General features: G+C 62.0%; 18 protein-coding genes. 1 reads left to right on the top strand and 17 read right to left on the bottom strand.

Annotated features, from left to right (window positions below; genetic code table 11):
- Window positions 1-23: 23 nt before the first annotated feature.
- The 10 genes from DESPR_RS09405 to DESPR_RS09360 all read right to left on the bottom strand — a co-directional run bounded on the left by DESPR_RS09405 (window position 24) and on the right by DESPR_RS09360 (window position 9,678).
- On the bottom strand, window positions 24-485 hold the full coding sequence (locus DESPR_RS09405; protein WP_015724575.1) for an SH3 domain-containing protein: 462 nt from the start codon (window positions 483-485) through the stop codon (window positions 24-26).
- A gap of 363 nt (window positions 486-848) precedes the next feature.
- The gene (locus DESPR_RS09400) at window positions 849-2,282 is read right to left on the bottom strand and encodes a sigma-54-dependent transcriptional regulator (RefSeq protein WP_015724574.1); all 1,434 of its coding nucleotides are present in this window, start codon (window positions 2,280-2,282) and stop codon (window positions 849-851) included.
- 64 nt (window positions 2,283-2,346) lie between these two features.
- Window positions 2,347-3,297: an ABC transporter substrate-binding protein gene (locus tag DESPR_RS09395; protein ID WP_015724573.1), complete on the bottom strand. Its 951-nt coding sequence runs from the start codon at window positions 3,295-3,297 to the stop codon at window positions 2,347-2,349.
- Window positions 3,294-4,049: an ABC transporter permease gene (locus tag DESPR_RS09390; RefSeq protein ID WP_015724572.1), complete on the bottom strand. Its 756-nt coding sequence runs from the start codon at window positions 4,047-4,049 to the stop codon at window positions 3,294-3,296. Before DESPR_RS09390 ends, DESPR_RS09395 begins: the two co-directional genes overlap by 4 nt.
- Window positions 4,046-4,798, bottom strand: coding sequence for an ABC transporter ATP-binding protein (locus DESPR_RS09385; protein ID WP_015724571.1), 753 nt, complete (start codon window positions 4,796-4,798; stop codon window positions 4,046-4,048). The genes DESPR_RS09390 and DESPR_RS09385 overlap by 4 nt, the downstream gene beginning before the upstream one ends.
- 10 nt (window positions 4,799-4,808) lie before the next feature.
- On the bottom strand, window positions 4,809-5,624 hold the full coding sequence (thiD, locus tag DESPR_RS09380; protein ID WP_015724570.1) for a bifunctional hydroxymethylpyrimidine kinase/phosphomethylpyrimidine kinase: 816 nt from the start codon (window positions 5,622-5,624) through the stop codon (window positions 4,809-4,811).
- Window positions 5,611-6,267, bottom strand: a complete 657-nt coding sequence (thiE, locus tag DESPR_RS09375) for a thiamine phosphate synthase (protein WP_015724569.1) — start codon at window positions 6,265-6,267, stop codon at window positions 5,611-5,613. The genes thiD and thiE overlap by 14 nt, the downstream gene beginning before the upstream one ends.
- A gap of 3 nt (window positions 6,268-6,270) precedes the next feature.
- Window positions 6,271-7,077 carry a hydroxyethylthiazole kinase gene (gene thiM / locus DESPR_RS09370; protein WP_015724568.1) on the bottom strand — a complete coding sequence of 269 codons (807 nt, stop codon included), beginning with the start codon at window positions 7,075-7,077 and terminating at the stop codon, window positions 6,271-6,273.
- 217 nt (window positions 7,078-7,294) lie between these two features.
- Complete coding sequence (locus tag DESPR_RS09365) at window positions 7,295-7,936, bottom strand: HAD family hydrolase (RefSeq protein ID WP_015724567.1); 642 nt, start codon at window positions 7,934-7,936, stop codon at window positions 7,295-7,297.
- A gap of 140 nt (window positions 7,937-8,076) precedes the next feature.
- Entirely contained in the window at window positions 8,077-9,678 is a 1,602-nt protein-coding gene (locus tag DESPR_RS09360; RefSeq protein WP_015724566.1) for a protein adenylyltransferase SelO, read from the bottom strand.
- 84 nt (window positions 9,679-9,762) lie between these two features.
- On the opposite strand from DESPR_RS09360, the gene DESPR_RS09355 reads away from it, so the two are divergent.
- Entirely contained in the window at window positions 9,763-10,632 is an 870-nt protein-coding gene (locus DESPR_RS09355; RefSeq protein ID WP_015724565.1) for a DMT family transporter, read from the top strand.
- A 144-nt stretch (window positions 10,633-10,776) separates the two neighbouring features.
- Here DESPR_RS09355 and DESPR_RS17280 read toward each other — a convergent pair whose 3' ends face one another.
- From DESPR_RS17280 to DESPR_RS09320, 7 genes are all read right to left on the bottom strand, one after another.
- Window positions 10,777-11,487: an RlpA-like double-psi beta-barrel domain-containing protein gene (locus DESPR_RS17280; protein ID WP_052302087.1), complete on the bottom strand. Its 711-nt coding sequence runs from the start codon at window positions 11,485-11,487 to the stop codon at window positions 10,777-10,779.
- Window positions 11,488-11,632: 145 nt separating this feature from the next.
- Complete coding sequence (locus tag DESPR_RS09345) at window positions 11,633-12,817, bottom strand: MFS transporter (RefSeq protein ID WP_015724563.1); 1,185 nt, start codon at window positions 12,815-12,817, stop codon at window positions 11,633-11,635.
- Between the two features lie 107 nt (window positions 12,818-12,924).
- Window positions 12,925-13,821, bottom strand: a complete 897-nt coding sequence (locus DESPR_RS09340) for a hypothetical protein (RefSeq protein WP_015724562.1) — start codon at window positions 13,819-13,821, stop codon at window positions 12,925-12,927.
- A 113-nt stretch (window positions 13,822-13,934) separates the two neighbouring features.
- Window positions 13,935-14,582: a FlgO family outer membrane protein gene (locus tag DESPR_RS17275; RefSeq protein WP_015724561.1), complete on the bottom strand. Its 648-nt coding sequence runs from the start codon at window positions 14,580-14,582 to the stop codon at window positions 13,935-13,937.
- Complete coding sequence (locus tag DESPR_RS17270; RefSeq protein WP_169701577.1) at window positions 14,579-15,271, bottom strand: hypothetical protein; 693 nt, start codon at window positions 15,269-15,271, stop codon at window positions 14,579-14,581. The genes DESPR_RS17275 and DESPR_RS17270 overlap by 4 nt, the downstream gene beginning before the upstream one ends.
- A gap of 196 nt (window positions 15,272-15,467) precedes the next feature.
- Window positions 15,468-16,913, bottom strand: coding sequence for an NADH-quinone oxidoreductase subunit N (locus DESPR_RS09325; protein ID WP_015724559.1), 1,446 nt, complete (start codon window positions 16,911-16,913; stop codon window positions 15,468-15,470).
- A gap of 30 nt (window positions 16,914-16,943) precedes the next feature.
- Window positions 16,944-18,449 carry an NADH-quinone oxidoreductase subunit M gene (locus DESPR_RS09320; RefSeq protein ID WP_015724558.1) on the bottom strand — a complete coding sequence of 502 codons (1,506 nt, stop codon included), beginning with the start codon at window positions 18,447-18,449 and terminating at the stop codon, window positions 16,944-16,946.
- Window positions 18,450-18,472: the final 23 nt, after the last annotated feature.

The raw sequence follows: 18,472 nt of genomic DNA, 5'->3' as shown, positions 1-18,472 counted from the left end.
GGTGTTCAACACCACAAGGCGGTTCATTCGCCGAACACGAGATCCGAGTGAATCCAGCCGACTTCCGCGCCGCCGTGGTAGTACCCCAGACGGACCCAGTCGCCTTTTTTGGCGAGTATCTTGTAAATTTCTCCTTGTTCGGCTGTGCTGACCACCTGCGAGCGGGTATTGGAAGCGTTTCGGATGTTTGCCTTGTCGACCACGACCACCGCTGTCTCGATATCCGAGACCAGCGGTTTGTAGACCCAGCCCCGATTGTTTTGCCAATCGTGGAAAAAGGACCAGTTGTTGGCCTCCTGCTCGATCTTGATGGGGTAGCCCAGGGGGGCCGTGAAAATGATTTCGCTGGAGAGACTTGGTTTTGAGCGGATGTTGACCTGATCCTTGGCAATACTCTTGGCCCCGGCCGGACTGCTCAGGGCCAGGATGATCGGGGCGGCGAGAAGACAGGCGCGAAACGAAAAAATATATTGTTCATTTTTCATCAGATATACTCCTTGGAATGAAATGAGCGACACCCCTCCGCGATCGGCGGAGGAGGGTGCATCACGGGGCAAGGCACCAGGTCGCGACAGGGGGAGCCGGCATGTTCCAGGAAAATGGACGCCAACAAAGCTGTCCCTGTCTTGACGACAAGGTGGCGGGAAAAAACAAGAGTCCTACAATGTACCAGTCCAAGAATCGTTCCATCCAGACAGGCGAAGAGAAAGTTTGGGAAATAAGTCGAAAAATGAGTTAGTTGCAGAGGTGATCCATGTGCCGGTCTGAATGCGGCAATCCTGCAGGGCACAACTGTGTCCCGTTTGACAGGATTAAATCCTGTATGACAAGACCGTATGGAAGGGCGGTCAGGAGAGACGGAAGCAGGACGGAAGGTTGTACTTTTTCAGCAGGGCATAGAGCCGGGAGCGGGACAGTCCGGAAATGGCGCAGGCCTGGCGCATGTCCGGGGCCTGGGTCATCAGTTCTTTCAGGTAACGCTGTTCCAGTTCGGCGATCGCCGCCTCGCGGGCATCGACCAGCCGGGGCAAAACAGCGCCCTCCGTGCCACCCAGCCGGGGCAGCGGACTGTTCGGTGTGGCTTGCTGGCCCTGCTCGACCGAGGCTCGGGCCAGATGTACCCGGATGTAGACCGGCAGGTGCTTGGGGAACAGCACCGGTTCATGCCGGGCCGCCGACACGGACCGCTCCAAGGCGTTGACCAGTTCGCGCACGTTGCCCGGCCATTGGTACCGTTTGAGCACCTCGAAGAAATCCGGGGAAAAGGTCTTGCCGTTCAAGCCATAGCTTTCGCACAGCTTGTCCACATGATGGATGGCGATGGCTGGCACGTCCTCGATCCGTTCACGCAAAGGCGGCAGTTCCAGGCTGAAGGCGCGCAGGCGGAAGAGCAGGTCCTTGCGGAAGCGGTGGCGCTGGACCATGACGTCCAAGTCGCGATTGGTGGCCGCGATCAGGCGGAAATCGCTGCGCAGCTGCTGGCCGCCGCCGACCTGGCGGAATTTGTGTTCCTGGAGGACGCGGAGAAAGGATTTCTGCACCGACAGCGGCAGCTCGCCCACCTCGTCGAGGAACAGGGTGCCGCCGTCCGCCCGCTTGATCAGGCCGCTCTGGCTCTTGTCGGCGCCGGTGAAGGCGCCGCGCTCGTAGCCGAAGAGGATCGATTCCACCAGGGTTTCCGGCAGGGCGGCGCAATCGACCACCACGAATCGCTTGCCCGCCCGGCGGCTGTTGTTGTGGATGGCCCACGCGAACAGTTCCTTGCCCACCCCGGTCTCGCCGGAGATGAGCACGTTGGCGTCGCTGCCGGCGGACAGGGCCAGCCGATCCAGGCAGCGTTTCATCTGCGGACTGTCGCCAACAATGTCCTTGAGGGTTTCCTCGTTGAGGGTGGTGTGCGGCTGACGGTGGATCTTGCGCGCCCGGTACTGGATGGCGCGCACCAGGGACAGGGCCATGGCCCGGGCAGTGGCCGGCCGTTCCACATAGTCCCAGGCCCCCATCTTGATGGCCAACTCCGCCTGGTCGGCATCGCCGACATCGGTGAAGATGATCACCTCGGGAAAGGAGGGGGCCTCGATGATTGCCGGTAGGGCGTCCATGCCGCTGCCGTCGGGCATCTCGGCGTTAAGGAACACCACGTCGAAGTCCGAGCTCGCTGCCAGGGCGCGGGCCTGGCGCAGGCTGTCGGCAGCCGTCACCTGATGGCCCATGTGGCAGATCTCCCTCGACAAGGTGTCGAGGAAGGGTTGGTTGGTGTCGATGATCAGAATCCGTGCCACGTGGCTCCCTTCCTTGCCGGCGGTCGATCGTCCCCGGACGGCCGATGCAGCGATGCGGTGCTGTCTACGGCAGTTCCACCGCCCAGGTGTCCAGTGCCGGCACCTTGGTGACGATTTGTTCTTTCTGGAGGAAGGCGGCGAAACGGTTGTAGCGATTCTTGTCCAGCGCGCCCGGCCGCAGGGCAAAGCGGGGCAGGGTGTCCTTCCAGGCGCGGCGATTGAGTTCGTCATCCAGGTTTTCCCGTCCGTGGCCGACAAACAGCTGCCAACTCTCTTCCGGATGATTGATCAGATATTGCACCCCCTCCTCCAGGGCATCGACGAAGCGGCGCATCTTCGGTTCGCTCACCGCCTTGGTGTTGGCCACCAGAATCAGTTCGTCGTAGGCGGGCACGCCGTATTCCTCGACCAGGAAGGCCCGGCCCGGCCGTTTCTCGATAGCCATCTGGTTGAGCTCGAAGTTGCGGAAGGCACCGATCACGCCGTCGGCTTGGCCGGTAAACAGCGAGGGCGAGAGCGAGAAGTTGACGTTGACCAGCTTGACATCCGTGAGTTTGAGTCCTTCCTTTTCCAGCATCACTTTAAGCAGCGCGGTTTCGAAACCGCCCACCGAGTAGCCGATGGTCTTGCCCTTGAGATCGGCTAAGGTCTTGATCGGACCGTCGGCCAGCACCACCAGTGAGTTGAGCGGGGTGGCGATCAGGGTGGCGATGCGCACTAGCGGCAGCCCCTGGTCGATCTGCATCTGATGCTGGTGCTGGTAGGAGACGGCGATATCGGCCTTGCCGGCGGCCACCAGCTTGGGCGGGTCGTTGGGATTGGAGGGGGCGATCAGTTCGACCTCCAGTCCCTTGTTCTTGAAAAAGCCTTTTTCCATGGCCACATAGAGCGGCGCGTGGTCGGGGTTGACGAACCAGTCGAGCAGCACGGTCAGTTTTTCCGTTGCCCGTGCCGGCATTGCCGAAAGGTGCGCGGCACAGAGCAACGCCACGAGGCAGAGACAGATCTTGTTCATAACGATGTTCCTTGGTTGGGTTGCCAGTAGATGAGTCTGTCGAGCAGACGGTCAATGCAAAAATAAAGCGCGAGGGAGACGACGGCAAGCAGGGTGAGCGCGGCGAACATCAGGTCAATCTGCATCCGTCCGTTGGCATGAAGCATGAGAAAGCCAAGACCGGCGCTGGACCCGACCCATTCGCCGACCACCGCGCCGATCGGCGCCACCGCCGTGGCCACGCGCACCCCCGAGGCAAAGGCGGGCAGGGCGGCGGGGATGACGATGGTGCGCAGCACGGCCAGGGGACGGGCGCCCATGATCCGCGCCAGCTCAAGCAGGTCTGGATCGGTGCGCCGCATGCCGCCGTAAAAGGAGGCGGTCACCGGAAAGTAGATGATCAGCACCGCCATGACAACCTTTGAACCCATGCCGTAGCCGAACCACAGCACCAGCACCGGCGCCAGGGCAAAGACCGGAATCGCCTGGCTGATCACCAGAATCGGCAGCATCCACCGCTTGAGCAGGGGCGAGACGATCATGGCCAGGGCGGTGGAGGTGCCCAGCACGGTGCCGAGCAACAGACCGAGCACGATCTCGGTCAAGGTGGTGACGAGATGGGGGCCGAGTACCGGCAGGTGGATGGCCAAGGCCCTGGCCACCGGCAGGGGGCCGGGAAGGATATAGGGCGGCACGCCGCTGAGGCTGACCAGCAGCTGCCACAGCAGCAACAGGCCGGCGGCGAGGATGCCCAGGCGCAGTCCCTTGTTCATGCGTCTTCTCCCTGCATCAGCAGCCGGAGCAGTTGCCCATGCTGGAGGGCCAGCGCCGGATCATCCGGTTCGCGCGGCGGACGGCCGTTGGGTTTAAGGATCTCGGCCACCCGTACCGGCGAACCGGCCAGGACCACGATCAGGTCGCCCAGGCGCAGGGCCTCGAGCGGATCATGGGTGACGAGGACCACGGTGGCCCCGGCGGTCAGCCGGGCAGCGAGGTTTTGCAGCCGCATCCGGGTGAGGGCATCGAGGGCCGAGAAGGGTTCATCCATCAGCAGCACCGGACGCTGTTCCATCAGGGTGCGGAGCAAGGCGCCGCGCTGGCGCATGCCGCCAGACAGGGATCGGGGCAGGGCCTGTTCATAGCCGGCCAGACCTGCTTCGTGGATCAGCTGGAGGGCCTGCTGGCGCAGGCTGTCAGACAGTTCATGACGCAGGCGGGCACCGAGCAGCACATTGTCCACCAACGGCAGCCAGGGGAGCAGCAGGTCGTTCTGTCCCATCCAGGCTACCGGCAGCGTGTCTGCCACTGGAAGAGGTTCAAAACGGATCTCGCCGCTGGCGGGCAGGGCGGTCGAACCGGCGATCAGCTTGAGCAGGGTCGATTTGCCGCAGCCGCTGGGGCCGAGGATGCAGGTGGTTCGGCCGCCGGGCAGTTGCAGCGATAAATCCTGGAACAGCGGTTTGCCGGCAAAGTCGAGACTGACCCGGTCGACGACGATGGCCGGAGCGGGATGCGCAGCCATCTGGTCGGTTTCAGAAAAAGCGGAAGAAATGATGCACCGGTCCGTGGCCGTGGCCGATGGTGTACTCGGCGCCGGCGCGAATGGCACCGGTGATGTAGTCCTTGGCCAGGCGCACCGCGTCTTCAATCCCTGCTCCCCGGGCGATGAAGGCGGCGATGGCGGAACTGAGCGTGCAGCCGGTGCCATGGTTGTTGCGGGTGGCGATACGCTCGCCCGGGAGGATGACCGTTCGTCCTTGCTTGCCAAGATAGAGGCAATCGTTGCTGTCGCCGCCCTCCAGGTGACCACCCTTGATCAACACATTGGCGCAACCCATGGCCGCCAGTTCAACGGCCGCTTGTTCGATGGCCGCATGGGTAAAGGTGTCGCGGCCGAGCAGGACCGAAGCCTCGGGCAGGTTGGGGGTGATCAGCGCCGCCATGGGGATGAGGTGCTGTTTGAGCGCGTCGATGGCCTCGTCCTGGAGCAGCTTGTCGCCGCTCTGGGCCACCATCACCGGGTCAAGGACAATGGTGCGGATGTTGAATTTGCGCAAATTTTCCGCCACGGTTCGGATCAGCTCCGGCGAAAAGAGCATGCCGATCTTGACCGCATCGACGCCAATATCGGAAAGCACCGCCTCCATCTGGGCGGCGACGAACTCCACCGGCACCGCGTGGATGGCGGTGACGCCGAGAGTGTTTTGTGCGGTCAGGGCGGTGATCACGCTCATGCCGTAACAGCCGTTGGCGGCAATGGTTTTCAGATCGGCCTGGATACCGGCCCCGCCGCCGCTGTCTGAACCGGCGATGGTCAGAACCCGGCGATAGACTTTATTGATTGCCATGACGCCCTCCCCCTTTGACTGAGCTGATCTGTTCTTTCAACGTGCGTGCCGCCTGTGCGGGACAGGCGGCGCTGACAATGGCCGAAACCACCGCCACTCCGTCGGCGCCGGCGCGAATGATCGCCGCCGCATTATCGGCATTGATGCCGCCGATGGCCACCAGCGGCAGGGACACGGCGGCGCGGATAGCCTGGATGCCCGCCAGGCCGAGCGGCGGCGCGGTATCGCTTTTGGTCGGGGTGGCGAACACCGGGCTGACCCCAACATAATCGGCACCTTCGGCCTCGGCCCGCACCGCGTCATCCACCGATTCCACGGAGATGCCGATGAGCAGCGACGATCCGGCCAGTCGCCGGGCATCGCGGATGTCCATGTCGCGTTGGCCGAGATGCACCCCGTCCGCACCGGTCGCCAAGGCCACATCCACCCGGTCGTTGATGATCAGCGGAATGGTGCTCGCCAGGCAATCCAGCAGGTTTCTGACCTGTCGCGCTTCCTCGATGAACTGGCGGGTGGAACCGTGTTTCTCTCGCAACTGCACGCAGGTGATGCCGCCGCGGATGGCGGCCTGGACGATGTCGACCGTGTCCCGGCCCAGGGAAAGGTGCCGATCGGTCACCAGGTAGAGCGAATAGTCGATCAAAGTCTACCCCTGCCGGATACGGCAGCGCGCCTCCACTTCCTCTGGGCTGAGGCTGTACAGGGCGTCGAGCAGATGGATCACGAAGCTGCCCGGTCCCTGGGCCTGGGCGCCCGCCGCCTCGCCGGCGACGGCAAAAAAGGCAAGCGCCGTGGCCGCCGCGGAGACCGGATCCTTGTCCACCGCGTGAAAGGCGCCGACCAGGGCCGTGGCCGCGCAGCCGGTCCCGGTGATCCGGGGCATGAGCGAATGACCGCCTTCAATGATCAGGCTGCGTCGTCCGTCGGTAACCAGATCGATCGGCCCAGTGACGGCCAGGGTGGTGCCGAGTTCGCGGGCCAGGAGAGGGGCGGTTTCGCTGACATCGGTCAGGGCATGGGTGGCGTCCACTCCCTTGGTGATCGAGTCCTGGCCGGCCAGGGAAAGGATTTCCGAGGTGTTTCCCCGAATCACGCTCACCCAGGTCTGGGCGAGGATCGCTCTCGCGGCGTTGGTCCGCAAGCTGGTGGCCCCCGCACCCACGGGGTCGAGGATGATCGGCTTGCCCAGTTCCGAGGCCTTGCGTCCGGCCCGGATCATCGCCCCCACCCAGGCGTCGGTCAGGGTACCGATGTTCAGCACCAGGGCACCGGCATGCTCCACCATCTCTTCCGCCTCGTTGTCGGCATGGGCCATGACCGGCGATGCACCGCTGGCCAGGAGCACGTTGGCGGTGAAGTTCATCACCACGAAATTGGTGATGTTATGGATCAACGGCTGGGTTGCCCTGATCTTGTTGAGGTTTTCGGCGATTTTGCCGGCAAGTGCGGACATGGACGACCTCTGACGATGAAGAGAACACACGTGGCATCAGGGCGACGGGAGCGGACAACAAGGTGCCCCCGGACTGAAACCCAGGGGTGCCGCCGGCCTGTGGTTCGATAGAAAAATTGAATCAAGCCCTGTCTATAGAGGAAGAAACACCCCCTGTCAAGACGAACCTCATGGGGGCCGAATACCCTGACGGAGGTGGGGAAGTGGCGCGCTGCCGCTACCAGTCGAGGAGCACCTCCGAACTGATCGGCACGTCGGCGGGAAAGATCGAAGGCTGCCCCTGGGGCACGATGCCCAGAAAGCTCAGGCCGGTGGACTCGGCGGCACGGTAATCGGCCAGTGCATCGCCGATGAACAGGCAGCGCGGCCCAGCAAGGCCATGACGGTCAAGGATGTCGGCAACAATCTCGCTTTTGGTCCGTGGGGAACCGTGAACCTCGGTGAACAAGGGCGCCAACCCCTTGCGGCTGACGATCAGGCGCATCTCCTCTTCCGGGGTACCGGAGACGACAAAGGCTGGAATGGCGGCCTGCTTGAGCTGCCGCAAGGCTTCGAGGGCACCGGCAATCTGGGGGGCAGCCACCACCTCGTCGAGCACCAGGGCCGAGAAGGTTCGGCCTAGGCGATCCAGTTCGCTATCGTCAATGGTGCGGCCGACAAAGGCCTCGAAACAATGGCGTAACTTCGCGTGCCGGGGCATGCCGCCGTTGTCCAGGTGATAGCGGACTACTTGCCGCTGCACCGTCGGGCCGTGGGGGGCGAAGAGGGCGGAAAAGGCCCGGACCTTGACCTCGGTGGAATCGGCGATGACGCCGTCAAAATCAAAGAAAACCGCCTGCCAGCACGGCGTGGTGTTCATGGTTCCTCCTGAAAAAGAGTATGGCATTGGTTTTACCCTTTCCTGTCAGCTCCTAGTCGAGCGTGTCCCTTGACAACGGCGCCTGCTCGTGCGCTTTTCGACCGGAAAAGAAAACTGCGGCTGCGACGCCGGAGAGGCGTTCAGGAACTGCACGACAACATCGAGCACCCTGGCCGGTGGCGGGCCCACTCGGGCCGTTTCTCGGCAAACCATTCCCTGCCCGGTTGTTCGTCATAGGGGTGACGCAGCACCTCGAGCATCTCCTCCACCAGGGAATACTCGCCTTCCATGATCTTGTCGATGGCCAGTTGCGCCAGATAGTTACGCAGCACGTATTTGGGGTTGACCGCGTTCATTCGCCGGCAGCGCTCCGCATCGGGCAGATTGTCGCGCTGCAATCGCTGGCGGTAACGTTCGATCCAGCCGTGTAAGCGCTGGCGGTATGGCTCGGTCAGTTGCTCGGGTCGGTAAAAGGCATCCCGCAACGGTTGCACACGATCCTCGGCGCAACCGGATGGCACCATGGCCAGCCGGCGAAAAAAGAGGGTCATGTCGGTTTCCACTTCGGGCAACAGGCGCAGCAGCTCTTCCACCAGGGGACGGTCGGAGTGCGGTTCAAAGGCGCGCAAGCCCAATTTGCGCGCCATCATCGTCTGCCAGCCCTGTTCGAAGTGGTGGGCGTAGTCGCGCAGGGCCTCTTCCAGCGGTTCGGTTTCGCCGATCAAGGGGGAGAGGGCAGTGGCCAACTGGGCCAGATTCCAGTGGGCGATCTGCGGCTGACGGCCATAGCAGTAGCGTCGGCCCATGGCGTCGGTGGTGTTCGGGGTCCAGGTGGGGTCGTAATCCTCCAGCCAGCCGTAAGGACCGTAATCGATGGTCAGGCCAAGGATCGACATGTTGTCGGTGTTCATCACCCCGTGAACAAAGCCGACCCGCAGCCAGTGGACCATCAGCTCCGCGGTGGTGCGGCAGATCTCCGCAAACCATCGGCCATAGGCGGCGGGGCCCGGATCGCCCAGATGGGGGAAAAAAGTGCGCAGGGTAAAATCGACCAATTGGCGAAGGAGAGCGGTTTCCCCGCGGGCGGCAAGAAGTTCATAATTGCCGAAGCGAAGAAAGGAGGGAGCCAGGCGGCAGATCACGGCACCCGGTTCCAGGGCCGGATTGCCGTCGTAGAACATGTCGCGCAGCACCGATTCACCGGTGAGAATGAGGCTCAGCGCGCGGGTGGTGGGGACGCCCAGGTGGAACATGGCCTCGCTGCAGAGAAATTCGCGCAACGACGAGCGCAGCACCGCCAGACCATCGGCATTGCGCGAATAGGGAGTCGGCCCCGCTCCCTTGAGCTGCAGGGTCCAGTGCTCGCCGCGTCGATTGACAACCTCGCCCAGGTTGATCGCCCGGCCGTCGCCCAACTGCCTGGCCCAGTTGCCGAATTGATGGCCGCCGTAACAGAGGGCGTGCGGATCCATGCCGGCCAGCAGGCTATTGCCGGCAAACACCTGGAGAAAGCGTTCGCACCGGCAGTCGTTCTCGGTCAGGTCAAGCAGGGCGGCCGCTTCGCGGGAAACGGCAACCAGGCGTGGTTCCCTGACCTGCACCGGCCGCACCCGCGAGTAACAGGCTTGGTGGACTTGGCGGCGGCTGTTGTCGCTGCGTGGATCGGCGGGCAACGCTCGGGTGAAGCGGTTGTCGAAGGTGAGGGCGTCCAGCGCGTGGGGGGGTGTCAGTGGTCGGCTCATGTTTGTCCCTCCTGGGTTGCGGTTGCGGGCGATGTCGATGAAACCCTTGCGGGTTCGCCGTTTCCGGAGTATTGCTTGCCCCCCATGAAAGCGATCAAACCTACGCTCGCCGGCCTAGCCGTGGTGCTCATCTGGTCGGGGTGGATCACCTTGTCCCGCCACGGCGTCCATACCCATTTGCAGCCAGCGGACATCACCTTGCTGCGCTACTGGACCGCCGCGCTGGTGGTATCGCCGTTGATTCTGCGCTATCCGTGGACCCCTACCCGCTTGTGGCAGTATCTGGTCATCGGTCTGGGAGTGGGGTTTCCCTATACCATGCTCTCCTTTTACGGACTCAAGGTGTTGCGTGCCGCCCATGCCGGGGTGCTGGTCAACGGCATGCTGCCGGTACTGGGGGCCGTCGCTGCCTGGCTGCTTTTCCGCCAGCGGATCGCGGGCCATCGTTACGCGGCCATCGGCCTGATTTTTTGCTCCAACCTGGTGATGACCGGCGGTTCGCTGTTTTCTCCCGACCAGGTTGCCGGCATCGTTCTCCTCTTGGCCGCCGCCCTCTGTTACACCCTGCACATGACCGGCATCCGCCTATGGCAGATGAGCTGGCGAGACGTGATCGTCATCGTGCCGGTGGTCAACGTGCTGATTTTTACCCCATTGTGGTTTGTTTTTCCTTCCGGCCTGTCCACGGCTACGTACCACGATATGGCCCTGCAGGCCATTTATCAAGGGGTGATCGTCAATGTGCTCGCCCTGGTGTGCGTGGCCTATGCCATCCACCATTTGGGCACGATCACCGTGGCCCTGTTCATGTCCTTTGTCCCGGTAACCACGGCCCTGCTGGCCTGGTTGTTGCTGGGCGAGGCGCTCAGTCCCTGGGAGCTGGCTGGAATCACCGGTTGCTCGGCAGGGTTGGTGTGGTATGCGCGGGAGCCGCGATCCCGGATGCTGCGCTGACACGTGGCCGCTACGAACGGAGGAGGGGGCAAAAACCAGGAAAACGATAAAAGGCATCCGGGGAGGGCGATTTCGGTCATGCCGGAGAAGGCATGGGGATCGGTGGACACATCAGCCGCGGCGGATACCCCAAAAGGAAAGGCGTTACAGCACCCGCATCTTCAAGTTGCCGACGCCCTGCCTGGTGAGGGATAAACGTTCGGCCAACCCGTAGCTGAGGTCCACATCGCGCCCCCGATGGTAGGGTCCCCGGTCGGTGACCACGGCCTCGACCCGCTGCCCGGTCTGCGGATTTTCCAGTTCCACCCGGGTGCCCATGGGCATGTCGCGGTGGGCGATGGTGGCGCCGTGCATGTCGAACCGCTCGCCATTGGCCATCAGCCGCCCGTGGTGATATTCGCCATACCAGCCGGCCACCACTTCCTCGGCGGTGTCGACGAAACCGCCGCTGTTTGCGGAAGGAATGCGAATCTGCTGGCCGGCCCGCAGTGTGCCGGGATGGGTAATGTTGTTGAGGCGGAGGATGGCCTCCGGCTCGACATGGTACTTCTTCCGCGCCAGTTCCCAAATGGTTTCGCCCTGACGCAGGGTATGGATGATTTCCGGAGCGGCACCCTGTTGCGGGGCGGCAGGTCGGACATGGCGCGCCCCGATTGACTGGGTTCCCCGAAGGGTGGTCTGTTCGGCCAGAAATTGCTGAAAACTGGGGTGGAGGGCTACCGCCGTCCCCGGATTGCTCCACTGTCCTTTCTGGGCGATGCGCGCGGCCTGGGAAGCGTTTTTCCTCGCTGTTTTATCCATGACGCGGGCGGTGGCGGCGGTATCAGGCTCTATCCGGTATTGCATGCGTGTCATCCCTTTCTGCGCAGAAGTTTCAAGCATCCTTGCCTTCCTTGTTCTATCGACCGCTTGCGCCCGATCCTTAAGCCCGCTTTCGCTGGGCGCCGCATTCTTTCACCTGTTTCTCCCCTCCCGGGGTTGCGCTCCGGAGAAAAGGCGATCAGGCCGCTTTCAGAGCCACCGTCGCGGCGGACTGCTGCAACCGGCGGAGGCAATACATGGCCCCGCAGATCACCGCGATCAGGCTGGCGAGAAAGACCTTCCAGCCACAGCACTCGTAGAGCGCCCCTGGCGCAAACGAGCCGATGGTGCCACCCAGATAATAGAACGAGATATAGACCCCATTGGCGATCCCCTTCTTGCTTTTCGCCAGGGTGTTGACGTAGCCGGACAGGAGTGCATGGGCCATGAACATGCCGGTGCAGAAAACGAACATGGCAAGGAACATGGCTCGGTGATCGGGGATCATGAAGCCGCAGATGCCGACGATGTAGAGAAAGAGGCCGCTCATGGCCACCTTGGTTTCCGAGCCGAACAGACTGATCATCCGCCGCACGTTGAGCGACACCAAGATCCCCATCACATAACCGAAATACATGAAACCGATGCCGGTTTCGCGAAAGGCCGGATTGATCGCTTTCAGCTGAAAGGGCAGGAAATTGAGCAGGCCGGCGAAAACGAAGAAGACCGCAAAAATGGTGCAGTAGAGCCAGAAAAACTGCGGCTGCCTGATCAATTCCATCACCTCGGCCGCCTTGGGCCGGCTGTAGGCAAGGTTGGCATCCTTTTCCAGGGTGCGCAGGAGGAAAAAGGCCCAGAGCAGCAGTGCACCCAGGAGAAAGAAGAAAAACCGCCAGCCGAACAGATCGGTGCACAGCCCGGACAGGAAACGTCCCAGGAAACCGCCGAGAATGGTGGCCGCGATGTAGCGGGCGATGGCCGTCTGCACATCCTCGCGTGGCGCGGTGAAGGAGATATAGCTGACCAGCGAGGTGAGAATGGCCGGGATGACCATGCCCTGGAGGCCGCGCAGAATCAAGAGCAGCAGATAGTTGCTGGTTTGGCTGAACACCAGTTCCAAGCCCCCGAGCAGCAGGACGGCGGTGCGCACGATCAGGCGGGCGGAGAGCGATTCCAGCAGCACCCCGTAGAACATCGGCGCAAAGCCGAGCGGCAGCATCATCAGGGTGGTGAACAGGATGGCCTGAAACGAGGTCAGCGCGAATTCGTGCTGGAAAACCGGTTGGATCGGTTGGGCCGCGTACAGGGAGCAAAAGGTGATGACCGTGCAGAAGTAGATCTTGGTCAGGATGGAGTGTTGGCGGAGCAGGGTGCGAACAGACACGAATCGGTCTCCTTTGAGGGCGTTGCAGCCTTGGGGGCGGTCAGGCCATCGGGTGGCTGCGTTGGCGGCCGCAAGAACCGGGTACGCCTTCCATGCACGCTGGATGCTCAGGGCCGGATGACCCAGTCGAGCGAAACGAGACGAAAAACGCGCAGGAGGAGAGCGCTGAGCACCAGGGCCGCGGTCAGACGGACACCGAGTATAACCCAATAATTGGCCCCGAACAGGACAAACAGCAACACATCCTCGACAATCGAGTGACAGATCATGAGAAAGGTGCCGATGAAAAATATATCCTCGCGGCTGAGCGCGCCCCGGCTGGCCTCGCGGATGAGAATGCCGGCCCCATAGGTAATGCCGAGCAGTTGGCCGACGATGATCGAGAAGGCGGTGTTGACCTTTTCCAGGCGCGCCTGGAGCAGACGGCTCGCCTTGAGCAAATCCATGACCACGATAATCAGGCTGATCAGCAGGATGATCTCCACCGACAGCACCACGGCTTTGTGCAGGGAATGGAAGAGCATCTGCCAGAAATCGTCGTACCGCGGCAGGGTGAGTGTATCGTGTTGCTGTTGCTGACTGAACAGGGAGGCGGGCAGAAACAGCACCGGGAGGACGGTCAGGCAGGCACCAAAACCCCGCAGGAGGATGGAATAGCCGTAGGAGATCCCCAGCTTGGCCATGATGGCGCTTTCGACGATCATCGAGTGGCAGACGCCGAGAAAGACCGCGAGCACGGTCCACTGATAAGGAGAAAGGTCCAGGGGCGCGGCAAAGGCGATACCGGCATAGATGTTGATCAGCACCCCGCCGGCCAAGGCCACCGCAGCCTCCGGCGGCAGGTCGAGCAGGCTGGTTACCGGGGCAAAAAGAAAACCGAGGGGACGCAGGAGATCGAAATAGAGCAGTATATCGGCCAGGAGATACAGCGGCACCACGAACTTGAGGATCAACAGGCCGCTCTGCACGGCGGATCGCAGACTGTTGGCGAGGAACTGCTTCACGAATGTGCTCCGCGAACCGCACCAGCTGGCCTGGGGGTGGCCGCTGTCTTGATCGGCAGGGAAGGGGCGCGTTTTAAAGCCATGACGGCCGGGGATTGGGGCAGGGCTGATGGTCAGTAGAGGAGATCATCGAGCACCGACGGGCTGGGCGGCAGGGCCGGTTCGATGGGATCCCGGTCCGCGCCGTTTTTTATGCGCAATCCCAGCATGCGCAGGCTGTTGGCGTCGAGCGTGAGTTTGTCCTCATAGGTGGCCTTGATGGTCTGGTCCTTGGGCGAGACTAAGCGCACGGAAAGATACATCACCCTGTTGGCCAGGGCATAGGTGCCGACCACCACGGCCTGGGCCCGCTGGATACCGGCCATTTCCGCCAGGTTGCGGGTGAGCATGAATTCGCCCTTGTGCAGTTCGACCAACAGATCCCGGCGCAGCTTGAGTTCCTTGACCGTGTAACCGCGGGCCACGAAACCGGCAGCGATGTTGTTTTGAAAACTACGGCCAAAACTGGAGGTATCGGAGAGGTTGTCATTGTTGACCAAGGTGGTGATCAGAATCGGCTGATCACCCTGGTGCGGGATGAGGGGCGGCAAGGTTTGCATGATCAGGGTTTCGGCCACTTTGTCGCCCAGTTCGACCAGATTGACATCGCCGCCCAAAAACGGTTCGAGGCGGGTGCCGTTGAAATCGCTACAAGCGGACAGGCTCAGACAAAGCAGCAGGCAGACCACGAACACACAGCAGGAGCGGAAAAATGACTTCATAGGCTGGTTTTCCGGGTCGTTGCAGGCGCAGCCGGGCCGCTCGGGCTGGTGAGCTGAATTTCAGGCGCGGGGGCGGTTGGCCGATACTGCCAGAAGTCGCCGTTGTTGATGAAGTATACGTCGGAGAATCGCGTCACATAGCGGTTCTTGTCGACAATGGAAACGGTGATGATCACCTCGTATTGGCCGTCGTGGCGGTAATTGGCGCGGAACATATCGACGGCCGCAGCGACGGGAATGATCTCCCACGGTGCGTCGCGGATGACGCTGATTCCCGCAGCCAGGGCGGTAAGTACGCCTGGCTTGGGCCAATGCCACGAACGCCAGTCAGACGGATGGTAGAGGGTTTGCACCTTGTAGTCGACCACTAGGTTGGCGTGTTCCGGTGCCACCATGGTGTGGACGCCGAAATTGACCAGTTGGGTGGTCAGGAGATCGTTGAATCCCTCGTCAAAGGGAAAGGTCCCGCCTTCCCCGCACTTTTCGGGTGTGCCGCAACTATGCCGAACAAAGACCGAAGCGGTGAGATAATGTTGCCGCATCAGTTCACTGTTGATCCGATTGGCGACATCGTTGGCCAGCACATTCCATTGGGAAGCGGATTCGATGGTCTCCTGGCCGCCAAACAGGGAGCCTTTGCTTTGGGTGCAGCCGGTTGCCAGCGCCAGGCCAGTCAGCAACACTATCACGAGTAATCCATTTCGCATCGTGGTTCCGTCAGGTGAAAGGTTGAAAAAGGAAGAGGGTACCTGTTCTTCGGAAACATGGCGCTGAAACAATAGGGAAAACTCAATGGAAACCGTGCGGTGAGCGCGCTTTCGTTCGATCTTTTTTGTTGGTTGCCGCATACCGCCGGTGATGGCGCGGGATTGGTTTGGGGACTGTTTACATCCCCGAGAACGCCGACACGGTCCAGTTGAGCAGTGAGCCGGGAAACAGTCCCAGACCAAGCACACCCAGCAGGCAGAGGCCAAGGGCGGCCCGCATCCCGGGCGAAAATTGGAGGGTGGCCGTTTGCTGCGGAGCCTCCATGTACATAAAGCGCACCACCCGCAGGTAAAAGAAGGCGGAAATGGCGCTGAACAGGACCGCGCCGACCACGGTCAGGGGGTAGCCGGCAATAAAGGCGGCCTTGAGCAGGTAGAACTTGCCGATGAAGCCGCCGGTGGGCGGAATGCCGGTGAGCGAGAAGAGGAAGACCAGCATCAGGGCCGCGGCCACCGGGTTGCGGCTGGCCAGCCCCTTGCAGTCGTCGATGGATTCACAGGGCGCATCCGGCGTGGCCAGGAGCATGAGGATGGCAAAGGCGCCGATGTTCATGAACAGGTAGACCATCAGATAGGTCATGGTGGCGGCCATACCCTCGGCGGTTCCGGCGAGCAGGCCCAGCAGGGCATAGCCGGCATGGGCGATGGCCGAGTAGGCGAGCATCCGCTTGAGGCTCTGCTGGCACAGGGCCGTGATGTTGCCCACCGCCATGGTCAGCAGGGCGAGCACCGCCAGCACCGGTCCCCAGTGGCCGTGCAACTCGGGTAGACCGACAAAGAGCACGCGGCCGAAGATGGCAAATCCGGCCGCCTTGGGACCGACGGACATGAAGGCGGTGACAATGGTGGGTGCGCCCTCGTAGACATCCGGAGTCCAGAGGTGAAAAGGGGCCACCGCGACCTTGAAGCAGAAGCCCGCCAAGAGCAGACCCAGCCCGGCGAGCAGGGCCGGATTGGCGACCAGTTGCCGGGAGCCGATCAGCTCGGCGATGCGGGCGATCTCGGTGGTGCCGGTCAGGCCGTAGACCATGGACATGCCAAACAGCAGCAGGGCCGAGCCAAAGGAGCCCATGAGGAAATATTTGATCGCCGCCTCGCTGGTCCGCTGCTCGCGCTTGTGCAACCCAACCAGGGCATAGATCGGCAGGGCCATCAGCTCCAGGCCCAGGTAGAGTACCATCAGGTCGCCGGCTGAGGCCATCAGCAGCATACCCACCAGGGAGAAGAGCATGAGGCTGTAGTATTCGCCTTGGCGCAAACCGATAACGCGGCAAAAATGCTCGCTCATCAGCACGCTCAGGATCACCGATCCCAGACAGATGGTCTTGAACACCATGGCATAGCCGTCGGCAAGAAACATGCCGCCAAAGGCGACGGTCGGCCGGGAGCCCAAGATCATGGCCAGGGCCGTGAGGCAGCCGATCACGGTCAGCCACGGCAGCAGTTGCCGCTGACGGGGCAGGAACAGGTCGCAGCCGATCAGCAGCACGCCGATGGTGATCAGCAGCAGTTCAGGGAGGATGGGTTCCACGGCGGCCCAGTTGACAGCCACAGTTGCAATCATACGCGCTCCTTTATCCGTGTCGCGAAAAAATCAGGGAAGGTTGACGGGCGGCAGCACCGGCCCGGCCAGGCCGACACCGTTGACCTGATCGAGCAGATGGCCGACCGAAACGTGGAGAAAGCCCAGCAGTGCATTGGGATAGAGGCCAATCCAGAAGATCAGCACCACCATGGGAGTGAGTGTCAGGATCTCGCGTAGGTTGAGCTGCGTCAACCCGTGCAGGGAGGTGCTGACCTCGTTGAAAAAGATACGCTGGTAGAGCCACAGCATGTACCAGGCCCCGAGGATCAGGCCGGAAGCGGCCACGACCGCTGCCCACGGCGCACGTTCAAAGCCGCCGAGGAGGATGAGAAACTCGCCGATGAAGCCGTTGGTGCCGGGGAGGCCCACCGCCGCCAGGGTGAACAGCAGAAAAAAACCGGCAAAAACCGGCATGGTGGTGGCCAGGCCGCCGTAGGCGCTGATCTCGCGGGTGTGGGTCCGTTCATAAATCATGCCGATGGCGAGAAACAGGGCACCGGTGACCACACCGTGATTGATCATCTGCAGGATGGCGCCTTCCAAACCACGCTGGTTGAGGGCGAACAGGCCGAGCGTCACGAACCCCATGTGGCTTACCGAGCTGTAGGCGATCAGCCGCTTGAGATCGGTCTGGGCCAGGCAGATGATGGCCCCGTAGACGATGGCAATCACCGACAGGACCAGCATGGGCACAAGCATCTGCTGGGTGGCCTCAGGCAGGATGGGCAGGGAGAAGCGCAAGAACCCGTAGGCCCCCATTTTGATCAGCACGCCGGCCAAGATGACCGAACCGGCGGCCGGGGCCTCGGTGTGGGCATCCGGCAGCCAGGTGTGCACCGGCCACATCGGTACCTTGACCGCAAAGGCGGCGAAAAAGGCCCAGAAAAGGATCAGCTGCAGTTTGAGGGAATAGTTTTGCCCGGCCAGCTTGAGGATATCAAAGGTATGGCCGCCGTTTTGGTACAAGAGGATGATGCCCACCAGCATCAGCAGGCTGCCGACCAGGGTGTAGAGAAAAAACTTAACCGTGGCGTAGATCCGGTTGGGACCGCCCCAGATGCCGATGATCAGGAACATCGGGATAAGCATGGCCTCCCAAAAGATATAAAACAGGAAGAAATCAAGGGCGCAGAACACCCCCATCATCGCCCCCTCCAGCAGCAGCAGGGCGACAAAGAACTCCTGGACCTTGTCGTGGATCGCCTCCCAGGAGACCAGCACCGAGAGCAGGGTGATCAGGGCGGTGAGCAGGAGGAAGAGAATGCTGATGCCGTCGATGCCCAGGCTGTAATTGATGTTGAGGGTGCTGATCCAGGGATGGAGTTCGGTGAACTGCATCCGGGCGGTGGTCTTGTCAAAGAGGAGGACCACCGGCAGGGTGAGCAACAACTCGACCAGGCTGACGAACAGAGCCATCAAGCGGATGGTGGCGGTCTGTTGCCGGGGGACGATCAGCAGCGACAGGCCGCCGAGGACCGGAAAGAAGATCAGGGTGCTGAGAAGAGGAATCGACATGGACGACACTTCCGCGAGTAAGG

The sequence above is a fragment of the Desulfobulbus propionicus DSM 2032 genome (genome assembly GCF_000186885.1).
In the GTDB taxonomy this organism is placed as follows: domain Bacteria; phylum Desulfobacterota; class Desulfobulbia; order Desulfobulbales; family Desulfobulbaceae; genus Desulfobulbus; species Desulfobulbus propionicus.
Note: the sequence above shows the minus strand (reverse complement) of the source record. Positions and strands in the feature narration are given on the sequence as shown.

Coding starts and splice junctions, on each gene's coding strand:
- DESPR_RS09365 (WP_015724567.1), bottom strand. CDS start 7,936: ATGAACACCACGCCGTGCTGGCAGGCGGTTTTCTTTGATTTTGACGGC.
- DESPR_RS17280 (WP_052302087.1), bottom strand. CDS start 11,487: ATGACACGCATGCAATACCGGATAGAGCCTGATACCGCCGCCACCGCC.
- thiM (WP_015724568.1), bottom strand. CDS start 7,077: ATGTCCGCACTTGCCGGCAAAATCGCCGAAAACCTCAACAAGATCAGG.
- DESPR_RS09405 (WP_015724575.1), bottom strand. CDS start 485: ATGAAAAATGAACAATATATTTTTTCGTTTCGCGCCTGTCTTCTCGCC.
- DESPR_RS09355 (WP_015724565.1), top strand. CDS start 9,763: ATGAAAGCGATCAAACCTACGCTCGCCGGCCTAGCCGTGGTGCTCATC.
- DESPR_RS09360 (WP_015724566.1), bottom strand. CDS start 9,678: ATGAGCCGACCACTGACACCCCCCCACGCGCTGGACGCCCTCACCTTC.
- DESPR_RS09320 (WP_015724558.1), bottom strand. CDS start 18,449: ATGTCGATTCCTCTTCTCAGCACCCTGATCTTCTTTCCGGTCCTCGGC.
- DESPR_RS09395 (WP_015724573.1), bottom strand. CDS start 3,297: ATGAACAAGATCTGTCTCTGCCTCGTGGCGTTGCTCTGTGCCGCGCAC.
- DESPR_RS09385 (WP_015724571.1), bottom strand. CDS start 4,798: ATGGCTGCGCATCCCGCTCCGGCCATCGTCGTCGACCGGGTCAGTCTC.
- DESPR_RS09390 (WP_015724572.1), bottom strand. CDS start 4,049: ATGAACAAGGGACTGCGCCTGGGCATCCTCGCCGCCGGCCTGTTGCTG.
- thiD (WP_015724570.1), bottom strand. CDS start 5,624: ATGGCAATCAATAAAGTCTATCGCCGGGTTCTGACCATCGCCGGTTCA.
- DESPR_RS09325 (WP_015724559.1), bottom strand. CDS start 16,913: ATGATTGCAACTGTGGCTGTCAACTGGGCCGCCGTGGAACCCATCCTC.
- DESPR_RS17275 (WP_015724561.1), bottom strand. CDS start 14,582: ATGAAGTCATTTTTCCGCTCCTGCTGTGTGTTCGTGGTCTGCCTGCTG.